The 22,978-nt window shown below is 66.2% G+C and carries 2 protein-coding genes; both read left to right on the top strand.

The genetic code is table 11. The annotated features are described in order from the left end of the window. A complete protein-coding gene (locus tag ABIA45_RS12705) occupies positions 1 to 6,546 on the top strand; it encodes an amino acid adenylation domain-containing protein (RefSeq protein ID WP_404652242.1) in 6,546 nt (2,181 codons plus the stop codon). Next, positions 6,539 to 22,978, top strand: a complete 16,440-nt coding sequence (locus tag ABIA45_RS12700; protein ID WP_404652240.1) for a non-ribosomal peptide synthase/polyketide synthase — start codon at positions 6,539 to 6,541, stop codon at positions 22,976 to 22,978. The genes ABIA45_RS12705 and ABIA45_RS12700 overlap by 8 nt, the downstream gene beginning before the upstream one ends.

Raw genomic sequence — 22,978 nt, 5'->3', positions numbered from 1 at the left:
ATGGCTGACACGGCAAAGCCGAGCCTACGCGATCTGGATCCCCAGCAGATGAGAAAGCTCGTCGCGCTGGCCAGGAATCGCGGCCGGAGTGACGCTGGCGCTATTCCGGTGGTGGCGCGGAGCGGATCGTTGGAAATGTCCTTTGCGCAGCAGCGGCTCTGGCTGCTGGCGCAGCTCGATGGTACGAATTCCAGCTATCACATTCGCGGAGCATTGCGGCTTACGGGCGAGCTCGATCTCGAAGCCTTGCGTTGCAGCATCGACCGTGTGTTCGCGCGCCACGAAGCCCTGCGCAGCGTCTTTCGCGTAGTGGACGAACGGCCGCGCGTGGTGCTGCTGCCCAGGGATGCGCGTGTGCCGCTGCTCGAACATGATCTGAGTAGCCGGGACGATCGCGAGCAGGAGCTGGCGCGCCTCTGCCGCGAGGAGGCCGCGACGCCGTTTGATCTCGCCGCAGGACCGTTGGTCCGCGGTCGCCTGATCCGGATGGCGGAGGGAGAGCATCTCTTCTTGCTTACCCAGCATCACATCGTCTCCGATGGCTGGTCGATCGGCGTGCTCATGCGCGAGCTCGGCGCTCTCTACCGGGCATTCGCCGCCGGCAAGGACGATCCTCTGCCGCCATTGGCAATTCAGTATCCAGACTATGCCGCCTGGCAGCGACAATGGCTGTCGGGCGAACGCTTGCAGCGGCAGTTCGACTATTGGCGAGAAGCGCTCGCGGATGCTCCTGCAATGCTCGAATTGCCGACAGACCGGCCGCGTCCGCCAATCAGGTCGATCGCCGGCGCGTCCCTGCCGATCGAAATCGATACGGAGCTCGCATCCGGCATCAAGCGACTGAGCCAGTCGAATGGTGCCAGCGTTTTCATGACGCTGCTGGCGGCCTGGGCAGCGGTGCTGTCGAGACTCTCCGGGCAGACGGAGGTCGTGATCGGGACGCCGACGGCGAACCGAAACAGGCCGGAGATCGAGGGCCTGATCGGATTCTTCGTCAACATGCTGGCTCTCCGCGTCGATCTCGCGGCCGAGCCGAGCGTCGCCGAGCTACTCCGCCGTGTGCGCGCGGCGGCGCTCGCGGCGCAGGATCATCAGGATCTGCCGTTCGAGCAGGTCGTCGAGATCGTTCAACCGCTGCGACGGTTGGAGCAGACGCCGGTCTTTCAGGTCGTGTTCGCCTGGCAAGGCAGCGACATGGGACCCCTCGAGTTGCCTGGCCTGAAGGCCGAGGTCGCTGATATTCCGCTGCAACAGGTCAAGTTCGATCTCGAGCTCAACCTCGGCGAGATGGACGGGCGCATTGTCGGCTCCCTGAATTATGCGACGTCGCTGTTCGACGAAGCGACGATCACGCGCTATCGGGGCTATCTGTTGACCGTGCTGCGGGCCATGATCTCCGATGCGAATCAGGTGGTCGACCGGATCGATATCATTGGTGTCGATGAGCGCAGGCGCGTTCTCGACGCGTGGAACGAGACGGCCACGCCGTTTCCCTCCGAAAGCTGCATTCACGATCTATTTGCGGAGCAGGTGAGAAGGGCGCCGGACGCCATTGCGCTGGCATACGAGGACGTTCGTCTGAGCTATAGCGAGCTCGATGCGCGAGCGAACAGGCTTGCGCGGCACTTGATCACCTTGGGAGTGGTGCCGGATCAGCCCGTTGCGATCTGCCTGCCGCGGGGCATCGCAATGGTGGTGAGCCTGCTGGCCGTGCTGAAGGCGGGCGGCGCCTATCTGCCGCTCGATCCCGCTTATCCTGCGGAGCGGCTACGTCGGATTGTCGATGATGCGAGGCCGCGCCTGTTGATCGCAGACGGCACAGGACGCGCGATCATTCCGGATGGGACTTGCGAGATCGTCGATCCCGATGCAGGCGCGGGGCAGGCGGCGTCGGATCCGGGTGCTCTCCTCAAAGGACTGACTGCGCGAAGCCTTGCCTACATCATCTACACGTCCGGCTCGACTGGCCGGCCGAAGGGGGTGATGGTCGAGCACCGCGGCCTGGTGAATCTGGCGTTGGCGCAGCGGGCGTTGTTCAACGTCAATTCGAGCAGTCGCGTCGTGCAGTTTGCCTCGCTCAGCTTCGATGCCAGCATCTGGGAAATCGTCATGGCGCTGTGCTCGGGCGCCGCGCTGTTTCTGACCGGCACGCGCGAGCATCAGGACACCGCGGCATTGTTCGGCTATCTCGCGGACAACGCGATCACGCATGCGACGTTGCCGCCGGCGATGCTGCACGGGCGGACCGATCTCGAACGGCTCGCCTCGTTGCGGGTTCTCGTTCTTGCCGGTGAATTGCCCAACGCCGAGCTGGCCAAGGGATTGCCTCCTGGTATTGCCGTCTTCAACGGTTATGGGCCGACGGAGGCAACGGTTTGCGCCACGAGCTGGTTGCGGCATCAGGGTTTTGACGGCGGCGCCACCCCGATCGGTCGACCGCTGCCGAATGCGCGAATCTATCTCCTGGACCGGTTCGGTGCGCCCGTTCCGCTCGGTGCCGTCGGCGAAATCTACATCGGCGGAGTCGGAGTCGCGCGCGGTTATCTCGATCGCGCCGATCTGACGGCAGAGCGCTTCGTGCGCGATCCCTTCTGCGGCGGTGCGGATGCGCGCATGTATCGCACCGGCGATCTCGGCCGCTATCTCCCGGACGGCAATATTGCGTTTCTCGGCCGCAACGACCACCAGGTCAAGATCCGTGGCTTTCGCATCGAGCTCGGCGAGATCGAGTTTCGGCTCAACGAGCATGCCGACGTTGCCGATTCAATCGTACTGGTGCAGCGGGATCACGGTGGTGACGCGCGGCTTGTCGCCTATGTCGCCGTACGTCGCCGCAATGGCGCGGGGCTCGATGCCAATGAATTGGTCAGCGCGTTGCGCGATCATCTGCGTGCCTGTCTGCCGGACTACATGGTGCCGTCGGCGTTCGTGAGTCTCGATGCACTCCCGCTCACGCCGAATGGCAAGGTCGACCGCAAGGCGCTGCCGGCGCCGGAGAACGATGCATATGCGCGACGCCGTTTCGAGCCGCCGCGAGGCGAGGTCGAACAGGTCGTCGCAAATATCTGGGCCGAGCTCTTGGGCATCGATCGGATCGGACGCAGTGACCACTTCTTCGAGCTCGGCGGCCACTCGCTGCTCGCAGTGCGCATGCTGGAGCGATTGCAGCGGCATGCGCTGAGGGCGGATGCGCGCATGCTGTTCGCGAAGCCGGTGCTGGCGGACTTTGCCGCCAGCCTCGATGGCGGCGTAGAAGCCGACGTTCCGGTTAATCGGATCACCCGGCAGACGACGGCGATCACACCGGATTTGTTGCCGCTGATCGCGCTAACGCAATCCGATATCGACAGCATTGTGGCCGGCGTTTCCGGCGGCGTCGCCAACATCCAGGACGTCTACGGCCTGTCGCCGCTTCAGGATGGCATCCTCTTCCATCACCTGCTGGCGAAGGAGGGCGATCCCTATCTGCTGATTGGCCGGATGGCCTTTGCCGACCGCGACCTGCTCGATCGCTATCTCGATGCGGTCCGGCAGGTGATCGCCCGTCACGACATTCTGCGAACGTCCCTCGTGTGGAACGGACTGTCCACGCCGGCTCAGGTGGTTTGGCGGCAGGCGCCCTTGGCCGTCAGCGAGGTCGTGCTGGACGGCGAAGGTCCGGCGGATGAGCAGCTGGCCCGCCGTTTCGATCCGCGATTCCATCGGATCGATCTCGGACAGCCGCCGCTGCTGCGCTTTGCACTCGCCGCCGATCCAGAAGGCGGGCGCTGGCTGCTCCTGGTTCTGTTGCATCACCTCATCGGCGACCATTCCACGCTTGAGGTGATGCACGACGAGGTCGTGAAGATCCTGTCCGGGCGAAGTCACGAATTGCCGCCGCCCTATCCGTTCCGGAATCTGGTGGCACAGGCGCGCGAATCGGCGGCGACCGCGGAGCATGAGCGCTTCTTCCGCGGCATGCTCGCCGACATCGACGAGCCGACCACGCCGTTTGGGCTGGACCGGGTGCACGGCGACGGTGCCGGCGTGGCCGAAGCTCGGCTGATGCTGCCCGAGAGCTTGAATGCAAGGCTTCGTTTGCAGGCGCGGCGGCTGGGCGTCAGCCTCGCCAGCCTTTGCCACCTCGCTTGGGGACAGGTGGTGGCGCGAACCAGTGGGTGCGAGCATGTGGTGTTCGGGACTGTTTTGTTCGGTCGCATGCAGGCCGGCGCGGGCGGCGATCGCACCATGGGCCTGTTCATCAACACCTTGCCGCTGCGGCTCGATTTCGACGACACCGCGGTCGAGGACAGCGTTCGTGATGCGCATCGTCGGCTGACCGAGCTGATGGCACACGAGCACGCCTCGCTGGCGCTCGCGCAGCGATGCAGCGGCGTCGCGGCACCCGCGCCTCTGTTCAGCGCGATCCTGAACTATCGGCACAATGCAACGCCGGCGGATCTGGCTGCCAACAGGGAGCACTCCGGGATCGAATGGCTCGGTGGCGAGGAGCGCACCAATTATCCCCTGATGCTGGCCGTCGAGGATTATGGTCAAGCGCTTGGTCTGACCGCTCAGATCGTCGATCCGTTCTCGGCTGATCGCATCTGCGCCCTGATGCAGCAAGCGCTGGACCAGCTGGCCGATGCGCTGGAGCATGCGCCGCGTGCGCCGGTCCGCCAGCTCGACATTGTGCCTCGCGAGGAGCGTCAGCTTTTGCTGGAGGTGTGGAATCGGGCGCAGGCGCATGATCCGCAAGTCCGATCATTCGTCACGCAGTTCGAGGCACAGGTCCGGAAGTCGCCGCAGGCGATCGCGCTGGCGTTCGGCGAGGCGGAGCTGAGCTATGCAACGCTGAATGCACGTGCCAACCGGCTGGCGCGGCGATTGCGAGATCACGGCGTCGGGACCGACGTCGTGGTCGGGCTGGCGCTCGACCGCGGCGTCGAGATGCTGGTCGCGCTGCTGGCGGTGCTGAAGGCCGGCGGGGCCTATTTGCCGCTCGATCCGGATTACCCGCCGGAGCGGCTGGCGCACATGCTGCGCGACAGCGGCGCGGCGCTGGTGCTGACGCAAGAGAGATTGCACGATCAGTTCGCAGCCATACTGGCGGAGACCGGCGCGGAGGCCTGGCTCGTTGATGGACAGGACGGCGAGGGCGGCGATGCAGGCAATCTCGATGTCGCCGTTCACGGCGAGAGCCTCGCCTATATGATCTACACTTCGGGCTCGACCGGTCTGCCCAAGGGCGTGATGGTTCGCCACGACGCCGTGACCAATTTCCTGGCGACCATGGCGGAGCAGCCCGGCATGACGGCCGGCGACCGGGTGCTGGGGCTGACCTCGCTGTCCTTCGACATCGCGGTGCTGGAGCTGTGGCTGCCGCTGACGATCGGCGCCTGCGTCGTGCTGGCGGATCGCGCGGCCGCGCATGATCCTGCCAAGCTCAAGGCGATCGTGCAGCGGCATGGCGTGTCCCTGATCCAGGCCACGCCGTCGACCTGGCGGATGCTGCTCGATCATGACGGTCCTGCGCTGCCGGCGAGCTGCCGGGTGCTGTGCGGCGGCGAGGCGCTGCCGCCGGATCTGGCGCGGCGGCTGGTGGCCCAGGCCGGCGAGGTCTGGAACCTGTACGGCCCGACCGAGACCACGGTGTGGTCGGCGCGCCATCGGCTCGATGCGATGGACGATCGTCCGCTGCTGGGCCGCCCGATCGGCAACACCACGCTTTACGTTCTCGACGGTGACCTCAACCTCGCGCCGGTCGGCGTCGCCGGCGAGCTCTATATCGGTGGGAGCGGGCTCGCGCGGGGCTATTGGCAGCGCGGCGGCCTGACGGCGGAGCGCTTCATCCCCGATCCCTTCGGTCCGCCGGGGGCGCGACTGTACCGCACCGGCGACGTGGCGCGGTGGCGATCCGAAGGCGTGCTCGATTACGTCGGCCGTGCCGATTACCAGGTGAAGATCCGCGGCTTCCGCATTGAGCTCGGCGAGATCGAGGCGCGGCTACAGGCGCAGGATGGTGTCCGCGCGGCTGTCGTCGTGGCGCGCGAGGCCGGCGCCGGCCGCCAGCTGGTCGGCTATGTCAGTGGCGAAGCGCTGGATGGCGCGGTGCTCAAAACGGTGCTGTCCTCGGTGCTGCCGGACTACATGGTTCCGGCACGGATCGTGGTGCTGGAGCGTCTGCCGCTGACGCCGAACGGCAAGATCGACCGCAAGGCCTTGCCGGCGCCGGATCAGCTTGTGGCGTCCGCCCAGCATGTGGCGCCGCGCACACCGGCGGAGGTCGCATTGGCCGCGATCTGGGCCGATCTGCTGCGCCAGCCCAACATCGGCGTCACCGACAACTTCCTCGAGCTCGGTGGTGATTCCTTGATTGCGGTCCAGCTCGTTAGCCGCATCAAGCGCGATCTCGGCCACGACCTGCCGCTCAATCGTCTGTTTGAATTGACGACCGTTGAAACCATGGCTGCTGCGCTGGGCCTGGAGAGCGAGACCGACAAGCGAAGCGACGACATCGTAGCGATGCTCGACCTGTTGAAGGAAGTCGAACTGTCCCATGAGTGACACGGCAACCACGCAAAAGCAGCAGCTGCGCGACATTTCACGGCGCTTGATGCGTCTCGATTCCGGCAAGCAGCACGCGTTCCTGTCGCAGCTCGCGGCGAAGGGCGTCAACCTCGCCATGCTGCCGATCGTGCGCCAGGAGCGAAAGCGGGCGCCGCTGTCCTTTGCGCAAGCGCGCCTCTGGTTCCTGTGGCGGATGGATCCGTCCAGCGCGGCCTACAACATATCGGCGACGGTGCGCGTGCGCGGCCAGCTGCAACCACGCGCATTGCAACAGGCGTTCGATATGCTCGTCGCCCGCCACAGCACGCTTCGCACTGTGTTTCGGCAGGAAGGGGAGCAGGCCGAACAAATCGTCCACGATCCGCAGCCGGCCGTATTGCGGCACGTGATCCTCGCTGGCGACGACCGCGAACGGCAGGCGCGTTCGTTGGCACGGCAGGAGGCCTCGCTGCCGTTCGATCTCGAGGCGGGCCCGCTCATGCGTGCGGCGCTGCTGACGCTGGACGAGAGCGACCATATCCTCGTCGTCAGCCTGCACCATATCGTGGCCGACGGCTGGTCGATGGGCGTGCTGGTTGACGAGTTCTGGAAACTGTACGCGGCATTCGCTTGCGGTGAAGAACCGGCCCTGCCGGAGCCGGAGATTGACTATGCCGACTACGCCGAATGGCAGCGGCTCTGGATGAGTGCGGTCGATGGCGAACGGCAGGTCGGCTACTGGACTAGGCGTCTCGCCAATCCGGCCGTGCTCCAGCTGCCGATCGACCGGCCGCGCCCGGCGGTTCCGGACCTGGCGGGATCGGCACATCGCATCCCGCTCGAACCGGCGCTAGCCAATGGCTTGCGCGCGCTCGCGCGGCGGCATCGCACGACCCTGTTCGCCGTCCTGCTGGCGAGCTTCAAGCTGCTGCTCTATCGCTACACCGGGCAGTCCGACATCAACATCGGCGTGCCCGTCGCCAACAGGCATCGCGGCGAAGCGCGCGGCGTGATCGGTCTGTTCGTCAATACCCAGGTGCTTCGCACGCAGATCGACGGCCGCGCGGCGATCGCGGACTTCATTGCGGCGGTTCATGCGGCCACTGTCGAGGCACAGGAAAACCAGGACCTTCCGTTCGAACGTCTGCTCGAAATCCTTCAGCCCACGCGCAGCCTGAGTCAGAATCCACTGTTCCAGGTCCTCTACAATCACCAGCGCCGTCGGGCGTCGGCTAGTCCATCGGATCGGACCGGTCTCCAGATCGAGACGATCGATACGGAGGTCGATGCCGTCAAGTTCGACCTCGCGCTCGATACCGAGGAGGGGCTGTCAGGCGAGATCCGTGCCATCTTCACCTATGCAACGGCGCTGTTCGAGACGGCGACGATCGAGCGCCTCGCCGCGCATTGGACCACCCTCCTGAAGGCCATGGTTGCCGACGACGCGCAAGGGATCGCCGATGTGGCGTTGCTGTCCGAACAGGAATTGGGGCTGTTGCGGCAATGGAATTGCGCCGACGACGAAACGGCAAGCTCATCGTTCACACCGGTGCATCGGACGGTTGCACGGCTGGCCGCCGAAACGCCCGACGCGCCGGCGCTGGTCTTCGGTGACGATGAAATCAGCTATGCCGAGCTCAACCGCCGCGCCAATCGGCTCGCGCACCACCTGATCCGCCTCGGTGTCGGGCGCGACGATCTTGTCGGCGTCTCGGCACGGCGTTCGCCAGGCCTCATTACGGCGCTGCTCGCCATCTTGAAGACGGGTGCAGCCTATCTGCCGCTCGATCCCGAGCATCCGGTCAGACGACAGGTCGGCACCCTGCGCGATGCCGGCGCGCGTGTCGTGCTGGTCGACGCAGATAGTTCGGCGTTGACGCCGCCGCCAGCTGGCGTCGTGGTCGTTCCGCTCGGTGCGATCAATCTCGCCACGGAGAGCGAAAGCGATCCCGAGATCGCGGTGGTGCCAACCAGCCTTGCCTATGTGATCTATACCTCCGGCTCCACCGGCATCCCCAAGGGCGTCGCGGTCGAACACGGTCCGTTCGCCATGCACTGCGAGGTGACGGCCGGGCTCTACGACATGGATCGGCACTCGCGCGAGCTGCACTTCCTGTCCTTCACCTTCGATGGCGCCCATGAGCGGCTCTGGACCGCACTGACCTGCGGCGCGGCGCTCGTGATGCGGGATGCGGACCTGTGGTCGGCCGAACAGACCATCGAAGTTCTGCGCCGGCAGCGCGTCACCAATGCCGGGTTCCCGCCGGCCTACCTGCAACAGCTCGCCGATTTCGCGATGTGGCGTGGCAATCCGCCGCCAGTCGAGCTGTACTCGTTCGGCGGCGAGGCGATGCCCAAGGCTGGCTTCGACAAGGTCAAGCGCGCGCTCAAGCCGCGGGCATTGATCAACGGCTACGGGCCGACCGAAACCGTGGTCACGCCGCTGGTATGGAAGGTCGATGCGAGCGAGGAGATCGACGGCAACTATGCCCCGATCGGTCGCCCGGTGGGCCGCCGCTCGGCGTACATCCTGGACAATGATCTCAACGTCGTTCCGATTGGCGTAACTGGCGAGCTGTTCATCGGCGGTGAGGGGCTGGCGCGCGGTTACCGGCAGCGAGCCGAGCTGACGGCGGAGCGCTTCGTCCCTGATCCGTTTGGCGCACCGGGCGCGCGTCTGTATCGCACCGGCGATCTGGCACGCTGGCGTGCCGATGGCGTCATCGAGTATGTGGGCCGGTCCGATCATCAGGTGAAGATCCGCGGCTTCCGGATCGAGCTCGGCGAGATCGAGGCATGGCTGATGCGGCAGGCCGGCGTGCGGTCGGCCGTGGTCGTTGCCCGTGAAGCCGGCGTCAGCCGTCAGCTGGTCGGCTATGTCGCCGGCGATGGACCGTTCGACGAAGCGGCGATGCGCGCGGCGCTCTCGGAGGAGCTGCCCGACTACATGGTGCCGGCCCGCATCGTGCGATTGGACCGGCTGCCGCTCACCGCGCACGGCAAGGTCGATCGCGACGCCCTGCCGGCACCGGAGATGCCGGCCGCAATCACCGCGCATGTCGCGCCGCGCTCCGCAGCCGAGACGGTGCTCGCTGCGATCTGGGCCGAGCTGCTCGGCCAGCCCGTCATCGGCGTCACCGACAATTTCTTCGAGCTCGGCGGCGATTCCATCATCTCGCTGCAACTGGTCGGTCGGGCGCGCCAGGCGGGCCTGCTGATCGAGCCGCGTGACGTCTTCCGACATCAGACCTTGCAGGATCTGGCGCGCGTGGCGCGGAGTGAAGACAAGGCGGAGATCGTCGCCGCTGAGCTCGATCTCGACGGCCGCGAGCACCTGCTGCTGCCGATCCAGTTGCGGTTTCTCGGTGAGGATGCAGGGGACCGTCATCACTGGAATCAGGCCGTCCTGCTGATGCCGAAGTCGCGGCTCGACTGGAGGCTCGTCGAGCTCACGCTTGCCGCTCTCGTCGCGCATCATGAGGCCCTGCGCTTGCGCTTCGAGGAGATTGATGGCGGTTGGCGCGCAATTTATGGCTCGCCGCCGGCGATCTCGGAGCTGCTCTGGATTCGCAGCGACGTTCGCGATGCCGCCGAGGTCACGGGAGTTGCCGCGTCGGCTCAGGCCAGCCTGTCGCTGGCCGGGCCGCTGCTGCGTGTGGTCGGCATGGATCTCGCGGATGGCAGCCAGCGGCTTCTGGTGGTGGTGCATCATCTGGTCATCGACGGCGTGTCATGGCGGGTGCTGCTCGAAGACTTTGCGGCGGCGTACGATCAGCTCCGCCAGGGCGCGGCTTCAGTCGCGCTGGCGAGGAGCGACTCTTATGCATCCTGGGGCGCGCGATTACAGGCCTATGCTGCGACCGACGAGCTGGCAGCCGAGCTCGACTATTGGCTGGAGCGGGGATCGCATGCCGCGTTTCCCTGCGATGACGATCATGGCGGGGTCGACCGGGTTGCAGACGGCGAGGAAGTCCTGCTGGCGTTCGACGCCGGATTGACCACGCGGCTGCTGAAGGAAGCCCCGACCGCTTACCGCACCCAGGTCAATGATCTCCTGCTGGCGGCACTTGCGCGAGCCGTGTCGCGCTGGGGCGGGGTTGAGGATGTCGTCGTCGAGCTCGAAGGCCATGGCCGCGAGGACGTCTTCGACGGTGCGGACGTGTCCCGCACCATCGGCTGGTTCACCACGGCATTTCCGATGCGCCTGCCGGGCGGCTCGAGCGAGGACGCCTCTCTGATCAAATCGATCAAGGAGGAGCTTCGGGCGGTTCCCAACCGCGGCCTGGGGTACGGCGTCCTGCGTCATCTCGGCACCGAGTCGCAGCGGAGCGCCCTGGCGGCACGTCCCGAGCCGCGCATCGTCTTCAACTATCTCGGCCAGTTCGATTCCAGCATGGGAGAGAGTGCCCCGTTTCGCCTCGCGCCCGAGAGCTCGGGGCCGATGCGCAGCGAAAGCGCGCCGCTTGGCCGCTGGGTCAGCATCAACGGTCAGGTCGGGGAAGGACAGTTGCGCCTGTCGTTCAGCTATGGCCGCAGGCGTTACCGGCGCGCAACCATCGAACGTCTCGTCGAGCATTACGCGGCGGCCCTGCGCGAACTCGTCGCGCATTGCACGGGCGGCGCCCGCGGCATCACGCCGTCGGACTTCGCCTTGTCGAACCTCAAGCAGGCTGATCTCGACGCGCTGGTCGCAGCGATCGACTGCCGCGAGATCGAGGACATCTATCCGCTGTCGCCCATGCAGCAGGGCATGCTGTTCCATGCCCTGCGTGATGGCGAGAGCGGCAATTACGTCAACCAGATCGGCCTCGAGATCCGTGGTCTCGAGGCCGGCAGGCTGCGCGCAGCCTGGCACGAGATCAGTTCGCGCCACGCCGTGTTGCGAACCGGATTTGCGTGGCGCGAGCTGTCGGGGGCCGCGCAGCAGGTGGTCTATCGCTCTGCGCCTTTGCCATTCGAGGAAGAAGACTGGCGCTCGCGGGCGGCCGCCATGGAAGAGGAGGAGGTGCGGGCTGCGCTCGCAGGTATTGCGCAAGCCGAACGTACCAGGGCATTCGATCTGTCTCAGGCGCCATTGCAGCGGGTCCGGCTGATCCGGCTCGACGACGCGCGCCACTGGCTGATCTGGACCCACCACCATATCCTGCTGGACGGCTGGAGCGCCGCGCGTCTGATGGCCGAGATCCTGCAGCACGAGCGCGGCGCACGCTTGCCAGCAGTGAAGGGCCGCTATCGCGACTACATCGCGTGGCTGCAAGGGCAGGACCGCGAGGCGTCGACCTCGTTCTGGCGATCGGCCTTGGCCGAATTGGACGAGCCCAGCTTCCTAGCGGACACGCTGGGAGAACCTGCGGCCAACGGTGCTTCCGGCCATGGCTCGTCTGACCTGCTGCTCACGGCCGACCTGACGGCAAACCTGCAAGCCTTTGCGCGGCGCGAGCGCGTCACGCTGAACACGCTGGTGCAAGGCGCTTGGGCGCAGCTGTTGCGCCGCCACACCGGCCAGCGCGCGGTCTGTTTCGGTGCAACGGTCTCGGGCCGGCCGGCGGAGATCAGCGGGGCCGAGGAGATGGTCGGCCTGTTCATCAACACGCTGCCCGTCGTCGATCAGGCAAGCCCGCAAACCGAGATCGGAGCGTGGCTGCGCGATCTCCAGGCGCGCAACACGGATCTGCGCGATCACGGCTGGATGCCGCTGTACGAAATCCAGCGTCTTGCCGGCCGTTCCGGACGCGCGCTGTTCGACAACATCCTCGTGTTCGAGAACTATCCGATCGATCAGGCGCTGCGGGGCGAGAGCGAAAGCGGACGCCGGTTCGGCCGGGTCGAGCAGGTCTCGATCACCAACTATGCGCTGACGGTGGCGGTCTTCGCCAAGCCCGACGGCATCAATCTGGGCTTTCGCTACGATCGCAGCCGCCTCGACGACGATCATATCAGATATCTGCAGGCCTCGCTGTCGCAACTGCTGGCCAGGATCGTGGCGGACGCCTCGCGGCCGCTGGGCGCGCTGGACAGCCTCGATGCCGATGAGGAGCAGAGATTGCTCGGCTGGGGCGGCAGCGCCGAGCGGGCACCGAAGTTTGGCGACACTATCGTCGCGCAGATCGAAGCCCGGGCCGCGGCTTCGCCATCGTCGATCGCGTTGATCTTCGGTGAACGGCAGGTCAGCTATGGCGAGCTGAACGCGCGTGCCAATCGCCTGGCCTGGCGGCTGCGGGAGCACGGGATCGGTCGCGACCGGCTGGTCGGCGTAGCGCTCGAACGCAGCGTCGAACTGATCGTTGGCGTCCTGGCTGTGTTGAAAGCCGGCGGCGCCTATCTGCCGCTCGATCCCGACTATCCCTCCGAACGCCTGCTTCATATGCTGCGCGACAGCGGAACGGCACTGGTGCTGACTCAGGAGCTGCTGCTCTCGCATCTCGCGCCGGTGATCATGGATGCTGGCGCCGAAGCCTGGACGATCGACAAGGAGGGCGAAGCTAACATCGAAGCGCCTGCCGGCAATCCCGATGCGGCGCTTCAGCCGGACAACCTGGCTTATGTGATGTACACATCAGGTTCGACCGGCGTGCCCAAGGGCGTGGCCTGTTCGCATCGCGCGCTGGCGGCGCGGCTTGGCTGGATGCAGGGGGAGTATCGTCTCGATCCTGCCGAGACCTTGCTGCACAAGACCCCGTTCAGCTTCGACGTCTCGGTTTGGGAGATGTTGTGGCCGCTCGCAACCGGCGCGCGGCTGGCGATCGCGCCTCCAGGCGCGCATCGCGAGCCGCGACTCCTGGTAAACGCCGTCATCGCCCACGACGTGACGACGCTGCACTTCGTGCCGCAGATGCTCGAGCATTTCGTGACCGAGCCCGGCGCGCCGCGCTGCACCTCGCTCAAGCGCCTGTTTGCCGGCGGCGAGGCGCTGTCGCTTGATCTCATGACGCGTGTGCGTGCGGCGTTCCCCAATGTACGGTTCGACAATCGCTACGGTCCGACCGAGGCTCTCATCAACGCCACCTACTGGACCTGTCGCGACGAAGGGGCGACGCGCGTGCCGATCGGACGACCCATTCCCGGCGTGACGATCCGCATCCTCGACGCCGATCTGAACATGGTTCCGGCAGGCGTGACCGGCGAGTTGTTCATCGGCGGGGCCGGTTTGGCGCGAGGCTATTGGCGGCGCGAGAAGCTGACGGCGGAGCGCTTCATTCCCGATCGATTCGGCGAGGAAGGCGAGCGGCTTTATCGGTCAGGAGATCTGGCGCGCTGGCGCGCCGATGGCGCGATCGACTATGTCGGACGCGCGGATCACCAGGTCAAGATCCGCGGCTTCCGCATCGAACCCGGCGAGATCGAGGCGCGGCTGCTCGATCAGCCCGGCGTTCGCTCCGCCGTCGTGGTGGCGCGCGATGTCGGCATGGGCCGTCAGCTCGTCGGCTATGTCAGCGGCAGCGGCCAATTGACGGAGGCAGGCTTGCGGACCGCGCTGTCGGCCGTGTTGCCCGACTATATGGTACCGTCGAGAATTGCGGTCCTGGAGCGGTTACCCTTGATGCCGAGTGGCAAGGTCGATCGCCACGCGCTGCCGGCGCCCGACATGGCCCATGGCCATCCGGAGCATCAGGCGCCGCGCACGCCGGCCGAGATCGCTTTTGCGGAGATCTGGGCGGAGCTGCTCGGTCGTCCGTCCGTCGGCCTCACCGACAATTTCTTCGAACTCGGCGGCGATTCCATCATCTCGCTCCAGATGGTCAGCCGCGCCCGGCGCGCCGGATACCTGATCGAGCCCCGCGACGTATTCCAGCATCAGACGCTCGAAGCTCTGGCGCGCGCGGCGCGGACCGAGCAGCGCACGGGGACGCTCGCCGATCAGGGGCAGGTCACCGGCCCGCATCCGCTCTTGCCGATTCAGTCCCGCTTCTTTGCGGAGGACATGGAGAACCGGGATCATTGGAACCAGGCGGTGCTGTTGCAGCCGAGAGAGCGTCTCGACTGGAACGTGATGCGGCGCGCACTCACCGCTGTGGTCGATCATCATGACGCACTGCGCCTCCGCTTCGCGCAGAGGCAGGGGAACTGGTGTGCCGAGCACGGCGCTGCTCCGGCAGCGGATGCGCTGCTCTGGGTGCGGCAGGCGATCGACCGGGCCGCCGTGACGGCGCTGGCATCGTCGGCGCAAGCAAGCCTGTCGATCGCCGGCGGAATGCTGTTGCGGGCCGTCGGAATCGATGTCGCCGATGGCAGCCAGCGTTTTCTGATCGTGATCCACCATCTCGTGGTCGACGGGGTGTCATGGAGGATCCTGCTGGAGGACATCGCGTCCGCTTACACGCAGCTTGCGAAGGGGGACGCAGCGATCGCGCTTCCGCCCAAGACCCATGGTTACGCGTTGTGGGGGCAGCGCTTGCGGGCTTACGCGACCTCGCCAGAACTGGCGACGGAGTTACCCTACTGGACCAGCCGCTGTGCAAATGCGGACGTTCTGTGCGACGACGACCACGCGGGCAACGATCGCATCGCCGATGCCGATGAGGTCCTGCTGTCATTCGAAAGTGAATGGACGCGGTGCCTGCTGGCGGAGGCGCCATCGGCTTATCGTACGCAGATCAACGATCTCCTTCTTGCCGGCCTTGCACGCGCCGTCTGGCAGTGGAGTGGGCAGGACGACGTTCTCGTCGAGCTGGAGGGGCATGGCCGCGAGCCTCTCGCTGGCGATCTCGACCTCTCGCGCACGGTCGGCTGGTTTACGACGGCCTTTCCGGTGCGATTGGCCGGTGGCTCGCAAGATCCTTCGTCATTGATCAAGACCGTGAAGGAGGAGCTTCGCGGCATTCCCGGCCGCGGACTGGGCTACGGCGTATTGCGTTATCTTGGCTCCGAAGAACAACGTTTGGCGCTATCGCACGCCGGCGAGCCGAAGATTGCGTTCAATTATCTCGGCCAGATCGACGGAGGCGACGAGGCGGCGCTGTTCAGGATGGCAGCGGAAAGCGCCGGCCCATCGCGGGATGCATCGAGCCCGCTGCGACGCTGGCTGATCGTGAACGGCACGGTGCGCGATGGTCGGTTGCTTCTATCGTTCGGCTTCGGCCGCAAGCGCTATCGGCGCGAGACGGTCGAGCGGCTGGCCGCGTTGTACGAGGCTGCGTTGCGTGAGCTGGTCGATCACTGCACCAGCGGCGCGTGCGGCCTGACACCATCGGATGTGGCATTGTCGGGGCTGGGTCAGACCGAGCTCGACAGGCTTGCGCTCGATTGGCGCGAGATCGAGGACATCTATCCATTGTCGCCGATGCAGCAGGGCATGTTGTTCCATGCGATGCATGACGGCGAGAGCGGACTCTACGTCAATCAGGTCGCGGCGGAAATCCGAGGACTCGATGCCGAAAAGCTGCGCCGCGCCTGGCAGGCGGCCAGCGATCGTCACGCGGTGCTGCGGACGGGATTTATTTGGCGTGACCTGTCCGGCGCGCCGCAACAGGTCGTCTATCGACGGGCCGAAGTGCCCTTTGTCGAGGACGACTGGCGAGCACGGAGCGCGACGTGGGACCAGGCGCAACTGGATGCGGCGCTGGCCGACGTTTCGCGGCAGGAGCAGGCCGCCGGGTTCGACTTGTCGCGACCACCCTTGCAGCGGGTTCGGTTGATCCGGCTCGGCGACGACAGGCATTGGCTGATCTGGACGCATCATCACATCCTGCTCGACGGGTGGAGCTCGGCGCGGCTGATCGCCGAGGTGATGCAGCATAACGGCGAGGGACGCCTGCCGGCATTGCACCACCGCTATCGCGACTACATCGCGTGGCTGAAGGCCCGTGACAGCGAGGCGTCGGCGGCCTTCTGGCGCAATGCGACGGCAGAGCTGGACCAGCCGAGCTTCCTGGCAGGCAGCCTCGTCGAACCGACGGGCTCCCAATTGTTTGGCCACGGCACGCTCGCGCTGGAGCTGGCTTCTGTACTGACCGGACGCTTGCAGGAATTCGCGGCGCGCGAGCGGATCACGATGAACACGCTGGTGCAGGCGGCATGGGCACAGTTGCTGCGACAGCATACCGGGCAGGGCACCGTCTGCTTCGGTGTCACCGTGTCGGGCAGGCCGCCGGAACTCGCCGGCGCCGAAGAGATGGTCGGCCTGTTCATCAACACGTTGCCGGTCATCGACGGTGTCGGCCCACAGCAGGCCGTTGGATCATGGCTGCGCGAGTTGCAGGATCGCAATCTGGCCTTGCGCGAATTCGGCGCGACGCCGCTCTATGAGATCCAGCGGCTGGCAGGGCGCCCCGGAAGGTCGCTGTTCGACAGCATCCTGGTGTTCGAGAATTACCCGGTCGACCGCGCGCTGATCGGACAGAACCGGCAGATCCAGGTCGGCGAGACTCGGATCGTCGAGACCAGCAATTATCCCTTGTTCGCCAGCATCGGCGTCGATGAGCGCCTGCGCCTCGTCTTCAACTATCAGCGCAAATATTTCGACGAGGCCCAGATCGCACGGCTGCAGCGAACCTTTGTGCGGCTGATCGAGGCACTGAGCATGGATGCCGATCGACCGGTCGGGATGATCGCGGCCCGCGATCCCGCGGATGACGTCCTGCTCGCACGGGCGAACGATACGCGCCGGGATGAACCGCGCGAGGGGATCATTGCGCAGTTCGAGGCACAGGTCCGGAAGTCGCCGCAGGCGATCGCGCTGGTGTTCGGCGAGGCGGAGCTGAGCTATGCCGCGCTGAATGCACGCGCCAACCGGCTGGCGCAGCGATTGCGGGGTCATGGCGTCGGGACCGAAATCGTGGTCGGGTTGGCGCTCGACCGCGGCGTCGGGATGCTGGTCGCACTGTTGGCGGTGCTGAAAGCCGGCGGTGCCTATCTGCCGCTCGATCCGGATTACCCGCCGGAGCGGCTGGCGCACATGCTGCGCGACAGCGGCGCGGCGCTGGTGCTGACGCAAGAGGGATTGCGCGATCAGTTCGCAGCCATCCTGGCGGAGACCGGCGCGGAGGCCTGGTTCGTTGATGGACAGGACGGCGAGGGCGGCGATGCCGGCAATCTCGATGTCGCCGTTCACGGCGAGAGCCTTGCCTACGTGATCTACACTTCGGGCTCGACCGGTCTGCCCAAGGGCGTGATGGTTCGCCATGATGCCGTGACCAATTTCCTGGCGACCATGGCGGAGCAGCCCAGCATGACGGCCGCCGACCGCGTGCTCGGGCTGACCTCGTTGTCCTTCGACATCGCGGTGCTGGAGCTGTGGCTGCCGCTGACGATCGGCGCCTGCGTCGTGCTGGCGGATCGCGCGGCCGCGCATGATCCTGCCAAGCTCAAGGCGATCGTGCAGCGGCATGGCGTGTCCCTGGTCCAGGCAACGCCGTCGACCTGGCGGATGCTGCTCGATCATGACGGCCCTGCGCTGCCGGCGAGCTGCCGGGTGCTGTGCGGCGGCGAGGCGCTGCCGCCGGATCTGGCGCGGCGGCTGGTGGCCCAGGCCGGCGAGGTCTGGAACCTGTACGGCCCGACCGAGACCACGGTGTGGTCGGCGCGCCATCGGCTCGATGCGATGGACGATCGTCCGCTGCTGGGCCGCCCGATCGGCAACACCACGCTTTACGTTCTCGACGGTGACCTCAACCTCGCGCCGGTCGGCGTCGCCGGCGAGCTCTATATCGGTGGGAGCGGGCTCGCGCGGGGCTATTGGCGGCGCGGCGCCCTGACGGCGGAGCGCTTCATCCCCGATCCGTTCGGTCCGCCGGGGGCGCGGCTGTACCGCACCGGCGATGTGGCGCGGTGGCGGTCCGACGGCGTGCTCGACTATGTCGGCCGTGCCGACCACCAGGTGAAGATCCGCGGCTTCCGCATCGAGCTCGGCGAGATCGAGGCGCGGCTGCAGGCGCAGGATGGTGTTCGCGCGGCCGTGGTGGTAGCGCGCGAGGCCGGCGCCGGCCGCCAGCTGGTCGGCTATGTCAGCGGCGAAGCACTGGATGGCGCGGCGCTCAAAACGGCGCTGTCCTCGGTGCTGCCCGACTACATGGTCCCGGCGCGGATCGTGGTGCTGGAGCGTCTGCCGCTGACGCCGAACGGCAAGCTCGACCGCAAAGCCTTGTCGGCGCCGGATCAGCTTGTGGCGTCCGCCCGGCATGTGGCGCCGCGCACGCCGGCGGAGGTCGCATTGGCCGGGATCTGGGCCGATCTGCTGCGCCAGCCCAACATCGGCGTCACCGACAATTTCTTCGAGCTCGGTGGCGATTCCATCATCTCGCTGCAGATGGTGAGCCGCGCGCGGCGCGAAGGCGTGCTCATCGAGCCGCGCGATGTGTTCCGGTATCAAACCATCGAGGCGCTGATTGCGGCATCCCGAGATGTCGAGCCAGATAAGGAAGACCCCGCATCGGAGCGCGGCTCGCTGGCGGGACTCTCCAGTGAGCAGCTCGGACGGCTCGGTCTGGACTGGAGCCGCGTCGAGGACGTCTATCCGTTGTCGCCGATGCAGCAGGGCATGCTGTTTCACAGCCTGCGCGATGCCGGCAGCGGCGTTTATGTCAACCAGGTCAGTGTTGAGATCCAGGGACTCGACCCGGAACGGCTCGGCACAGCGTGGCGCGAGGTGAGCGCGCGTCATCAGATGCTGCGGACCGGCTTCCTCTGGCGTGAGCTCTCCGGCTCTCCGCTGCAAGCCGTCTATCGCGACGCCATCGTGCCGTTCGCACAGGAGGACTGGCGAGGGCAGGCGATCAGTGATGAAAGAATTGCGGCGGCCCTTGCCGATGAGCGCGCCGCCGAGTTCGATCTCCAAAGGCCGCCGCTCCAGCGGGTGCGGCTTCTGCGGCTCCAGAACGACCTTTATCGGCTGATCTGGACCTATCATCACATCCTGATGGACGGCTGGAGCTCGGCAAGGTTCGTCGGAGAAGTCCTCGAGTGCTATTACGGCGCCAGGCCTGCCGCGAATGCGACACGCTATCGCGACTACATCGCCTGGCTGCAGGCGCAGGACGCCAAGGCTGCCGAAGCGTTCTGGCGCGAACAACTCAGGAGCTTCGATCAGCCGACGCAGCTCGCCGACGCCTTCGGCGCGCGCCGCCATCAGGCGTCCGGCCACGAACGCTGTTACACGCGTCTCGGAGAGGCCGCGACCGCGGAGCTGAAGGCGTTCGCGCGGCGCGAACGGATCACGCTGAACACGATCGTCCAAGGCGTGTGGGCGCTGCTGCTGCAACGCTATACGGGTCAGAACACGGTGACCTTCGGCGTGACGGTAGCCGGTCGTCCGGCCGGTCTCGACGGATCGCAGCAGATGCTTGGCCTCTTCATCAACACGCTGCCCGTGATCGAAACGCTTCCGCCCGAAAGCCCGATCGGAGAATGGCTTCGCGCGCTGCAGGACCGCAATTCGGCGATCCGGGACTACGAGCACACGCCGCTCTATGACGTCCAGGGCTGGGCCGGCCGTGCCGGTCAGACCATGTTCGACAGCATTATCGTGTTCGAAAACTATCCGATCGAACGCAGCATGCACCGCGGCGCAGGCGCGTTGCAGTTCAGCGGCCTGAAGAATGTCGACGTGACGAACTATCCGATGGACCTGTCGGTGCTGGTCGAAGACACGCTCCAGGTCGAATACACCTATATGCCGAGCCATTTCACCGCGGTGCAGGCGACCCAGATCAAGGTGCAGTTCGAGCACTTGCTGGCGGAGCTGACGCGGGATGCCGCGGCCTTGCTTGGTAGCATCGATCCCGTCACGGAGCTCGATGCCGCTCTTGCAGATCGTTGCAATCGGCACGCGACGTCAAGCGCTCCCCTGGCGCTGGTGCATGAGGCGATCAGCAGCCATGCGCGGCGTTATCCGGAGCGGACGGCGCTGACCATTGGCGGCTCGGTGCTCTCGTTCGGAGACCTCGAGCGCAGGGCCAACCGCCTGGCTCATCACCTGATCGCCCGGGGGCTTAAGCCCGAGCAGCGCGTGGGCGTTGTGGTGGAGCGAACTGCTGCCACGATGATTGCGCTGCTGGCCGTGCTCAAGGCGGGTGGGGCCTACGTTCCACTCGATCCCGAGCTACCCTCGGAGCGGCGCGCGTTCGTCATGCGCGATGCCGCAATCGCGTTCCTGTTAACGGGTCCGCTCGAAATCGAGGGCAGCCCGGACGGCATGGAGCGAATTTCCTTGTCTTCGTTCGAGTTCGACGCGGGACCGGACCATCCGCCGCAGCCCGAACTGCATCCGGAAAACCTAGCCTATTTGATCTACACCTCGGGCTCGACGGGGACGCCAAAGGGCGTGGCCGTCGCCCACGGTCCGCTGGCGATGCACTGTCGCGTCACGGGCAGCCTCTACGAGATCGACGAAAGCTCCTGCGAGCTGCATTTCCTATCGCTGGCCTTCGACGGCGCCCATGAGCGCTGGCTCACGGTTCTGTCGCATGGCGCACGGCTGTTGATGCGTGACGCCGAATTGTGGACGCCGGAACAGACAGTCGAGAACCTGCACGCCCATCGCGTCAGCCATATCGGATTGCCGCCGGCCTACCTCCAGCAGGTCGCCGATTGCGTCGAGCAGAGCGGCAATCCACCGCCGGTCAAGCTCTACTCGTTCGGCGGCGAGGCGATGCCGAAGGCGGGCTTCGACAAGGTCAGGCGCGTTCTCAAGCCACGCATTCTGATCAACGGTTATGGCCCGACGGAAACCGTCGTCACGCCGCTGGTCTGGAAAGTCGATGGCGCGTCCGAGTGCGACACGCCCTACGCGCCGATCGGCCTGCCGGTCGGAGACCGCCGCGCCTACATTCTGGATGCCGCAATCGACATCATTCCCGCCGGGGTCGCCGGCGAGCTTTATCTCGGCGGCTTCGGCCTGGCGCGCTGCTATCACGGCAAGGCCGCCATGACCGCAGAGCGCTTCGTCCCTGACCCATTCTCGTCGACCCCGGGAGCGCGGCTGTACCGCACCGGCGATCTGGCGCGGTGGCGCGAGGATGGCACCGTCGAATATCTCGGCCGCAGCGATGACCAGGTCAAGGTCAACGGCTTCCGGATCGAGCTCGGGGAGATCCAGACCTCGCTGCTCCGTCATGAGGCGATTGCGCAGGCGGCGGTGGTGGCAGTGCCGAGCGCAGCCGGAAATCAGCTCATTGCCTATGTCGCACCGAAGGCGGCAGATGACGCCGCGCCCGAGGCGGCCGAGAGGCTGGTCGAGCGCTTGACCGGTTTCCTGAAGCTGATCCTGCCGGCCTATATGGTGCCGGCGCGGATCATGGTGCTGGAGCGGTTGCCGACTTTGTCGAGCGGCAAGATCGACCGGCGTGCATTGCCGGCTCCCGATGCGTCGATGCGGAGCTTCGTCCCTCCGCAAGGCCTGGCGGAGACCGCGATGGCGCGCCTGTGGTCCGAGATCCTGGACGTGCCGCAGGTCGGGGTCACCGACAATTTCTTCGAGCTCGGCGGTAATTCGATCCTGTGTCTCAAGGTCGTGGCGCGGGTTCGTCAGGACAAGACGTATGGGATCGAGATCAAGCTGCGCGATCTGCTCCAGAAGCCCACGATCCGCGCCTTGCTCGCCGGCAGCGCGACCGCGGCGTCCGCCGTCGCACCCGCCCCATCGGCGCTGCTGCCGCTGAATGCCGCGGTTCGCGGCGTGAACCCGGTATTCGCCGTGCATGGCGGCTTTGGCACCGTCTTCGACTATGGGCCGCTGGCACGCCGCCTCGAAGGGCACCGGCAGGTGATCGGGCTGCAATCGAGAATGCTGGTCGATTCCTCGTGGACCGACGCCTCCCTCGAAGCCATGGCCGTGGACTACGCGGCCGAGATCCGGCGGATGCAGCCGCGCGGTCCCTACAGCCTGGTCGGCTGGTCCTTGGGAGGACTGCTGGTCGGTCTCGTCGCGGCCGAACTCGAACGCGGCGGTGAGCGCGTCGATCGTCTCGCGCTGGTCGACAGCTTCGTGCCGCGGCGGCCGGACGGACCGAGCCCGCAGGAGGCGATTGCCCACTGGGCCGACGATCTCGCCGGATTGCTCTCGGCGGTCCTCCCGAACGCTGCGGCCTCTCGCATCAAGGCGCAGGTCGAGGCATGGAAACGTGCTGATCTGCCGGAGACGCCGGGGCACATTCGCGACCTCGTTGCTTCTGTTGTGGAGCAGGGCAGGAGCGTGAGAGCGGACGATGCATCGCTCGGCGCGGATGATTTGTCCGCTGCATTCGCAGTCGGACGGCACCTCAACAGGCTGGCGCAGAACGCCGCGCTGCCGCGGGGCCTCGAAGCCACGCCGCTCTGCTGGTGGACCTCGACCCGTCTGGCGCAGCGTGATCGGCTGGAATTGCAGTTGCCGAAGGCGGTCGATCGCGGCTTCGTCGGCGACAACCATTTCACGATCCTGAGGGATGCCGGCCTGCTCGATGAGATCTGCGGTCTGCTCGTGCCGGCGGCGGCGTCGACGATCGCGCAGGATACGGTCCCGGAGCCGGCGGAGTAA

Source organism: Bradyrhizobium sp. USDA 336, assembly GCF_044908355.1.
In the GTDB taxonomy this organism is placed as follows: Bacteria; Pseudomonadota; Alphaproteobacteria; order Rhizobiales; family Xanthobacteraceae; genus Bradyrhizobium; species Bradyrhizobium yuanmingense.
Note: the sequence above shows the minus strand (reverse complement) of the source record. Positions and strands in the feature narration are given on the sequence as shown.

Excerpts from the sequence above, each read along its gene's own strand:
- ABIA45_RS12705 (WP_404652242.1), top strand. The coding sequence starts at position 1 with ATGGCTGACACGGCAAAGCCGAGCCTACGCGATCTGGATCCCCAGCAG.
- ABIA45_RS12700 (WP_404652240.1), top strand. The coding sequence starts at position 6,539 with ATGAGTGACACGGCAACCACGCAAAAGCAGCAGCTGCGCGACATTTCA.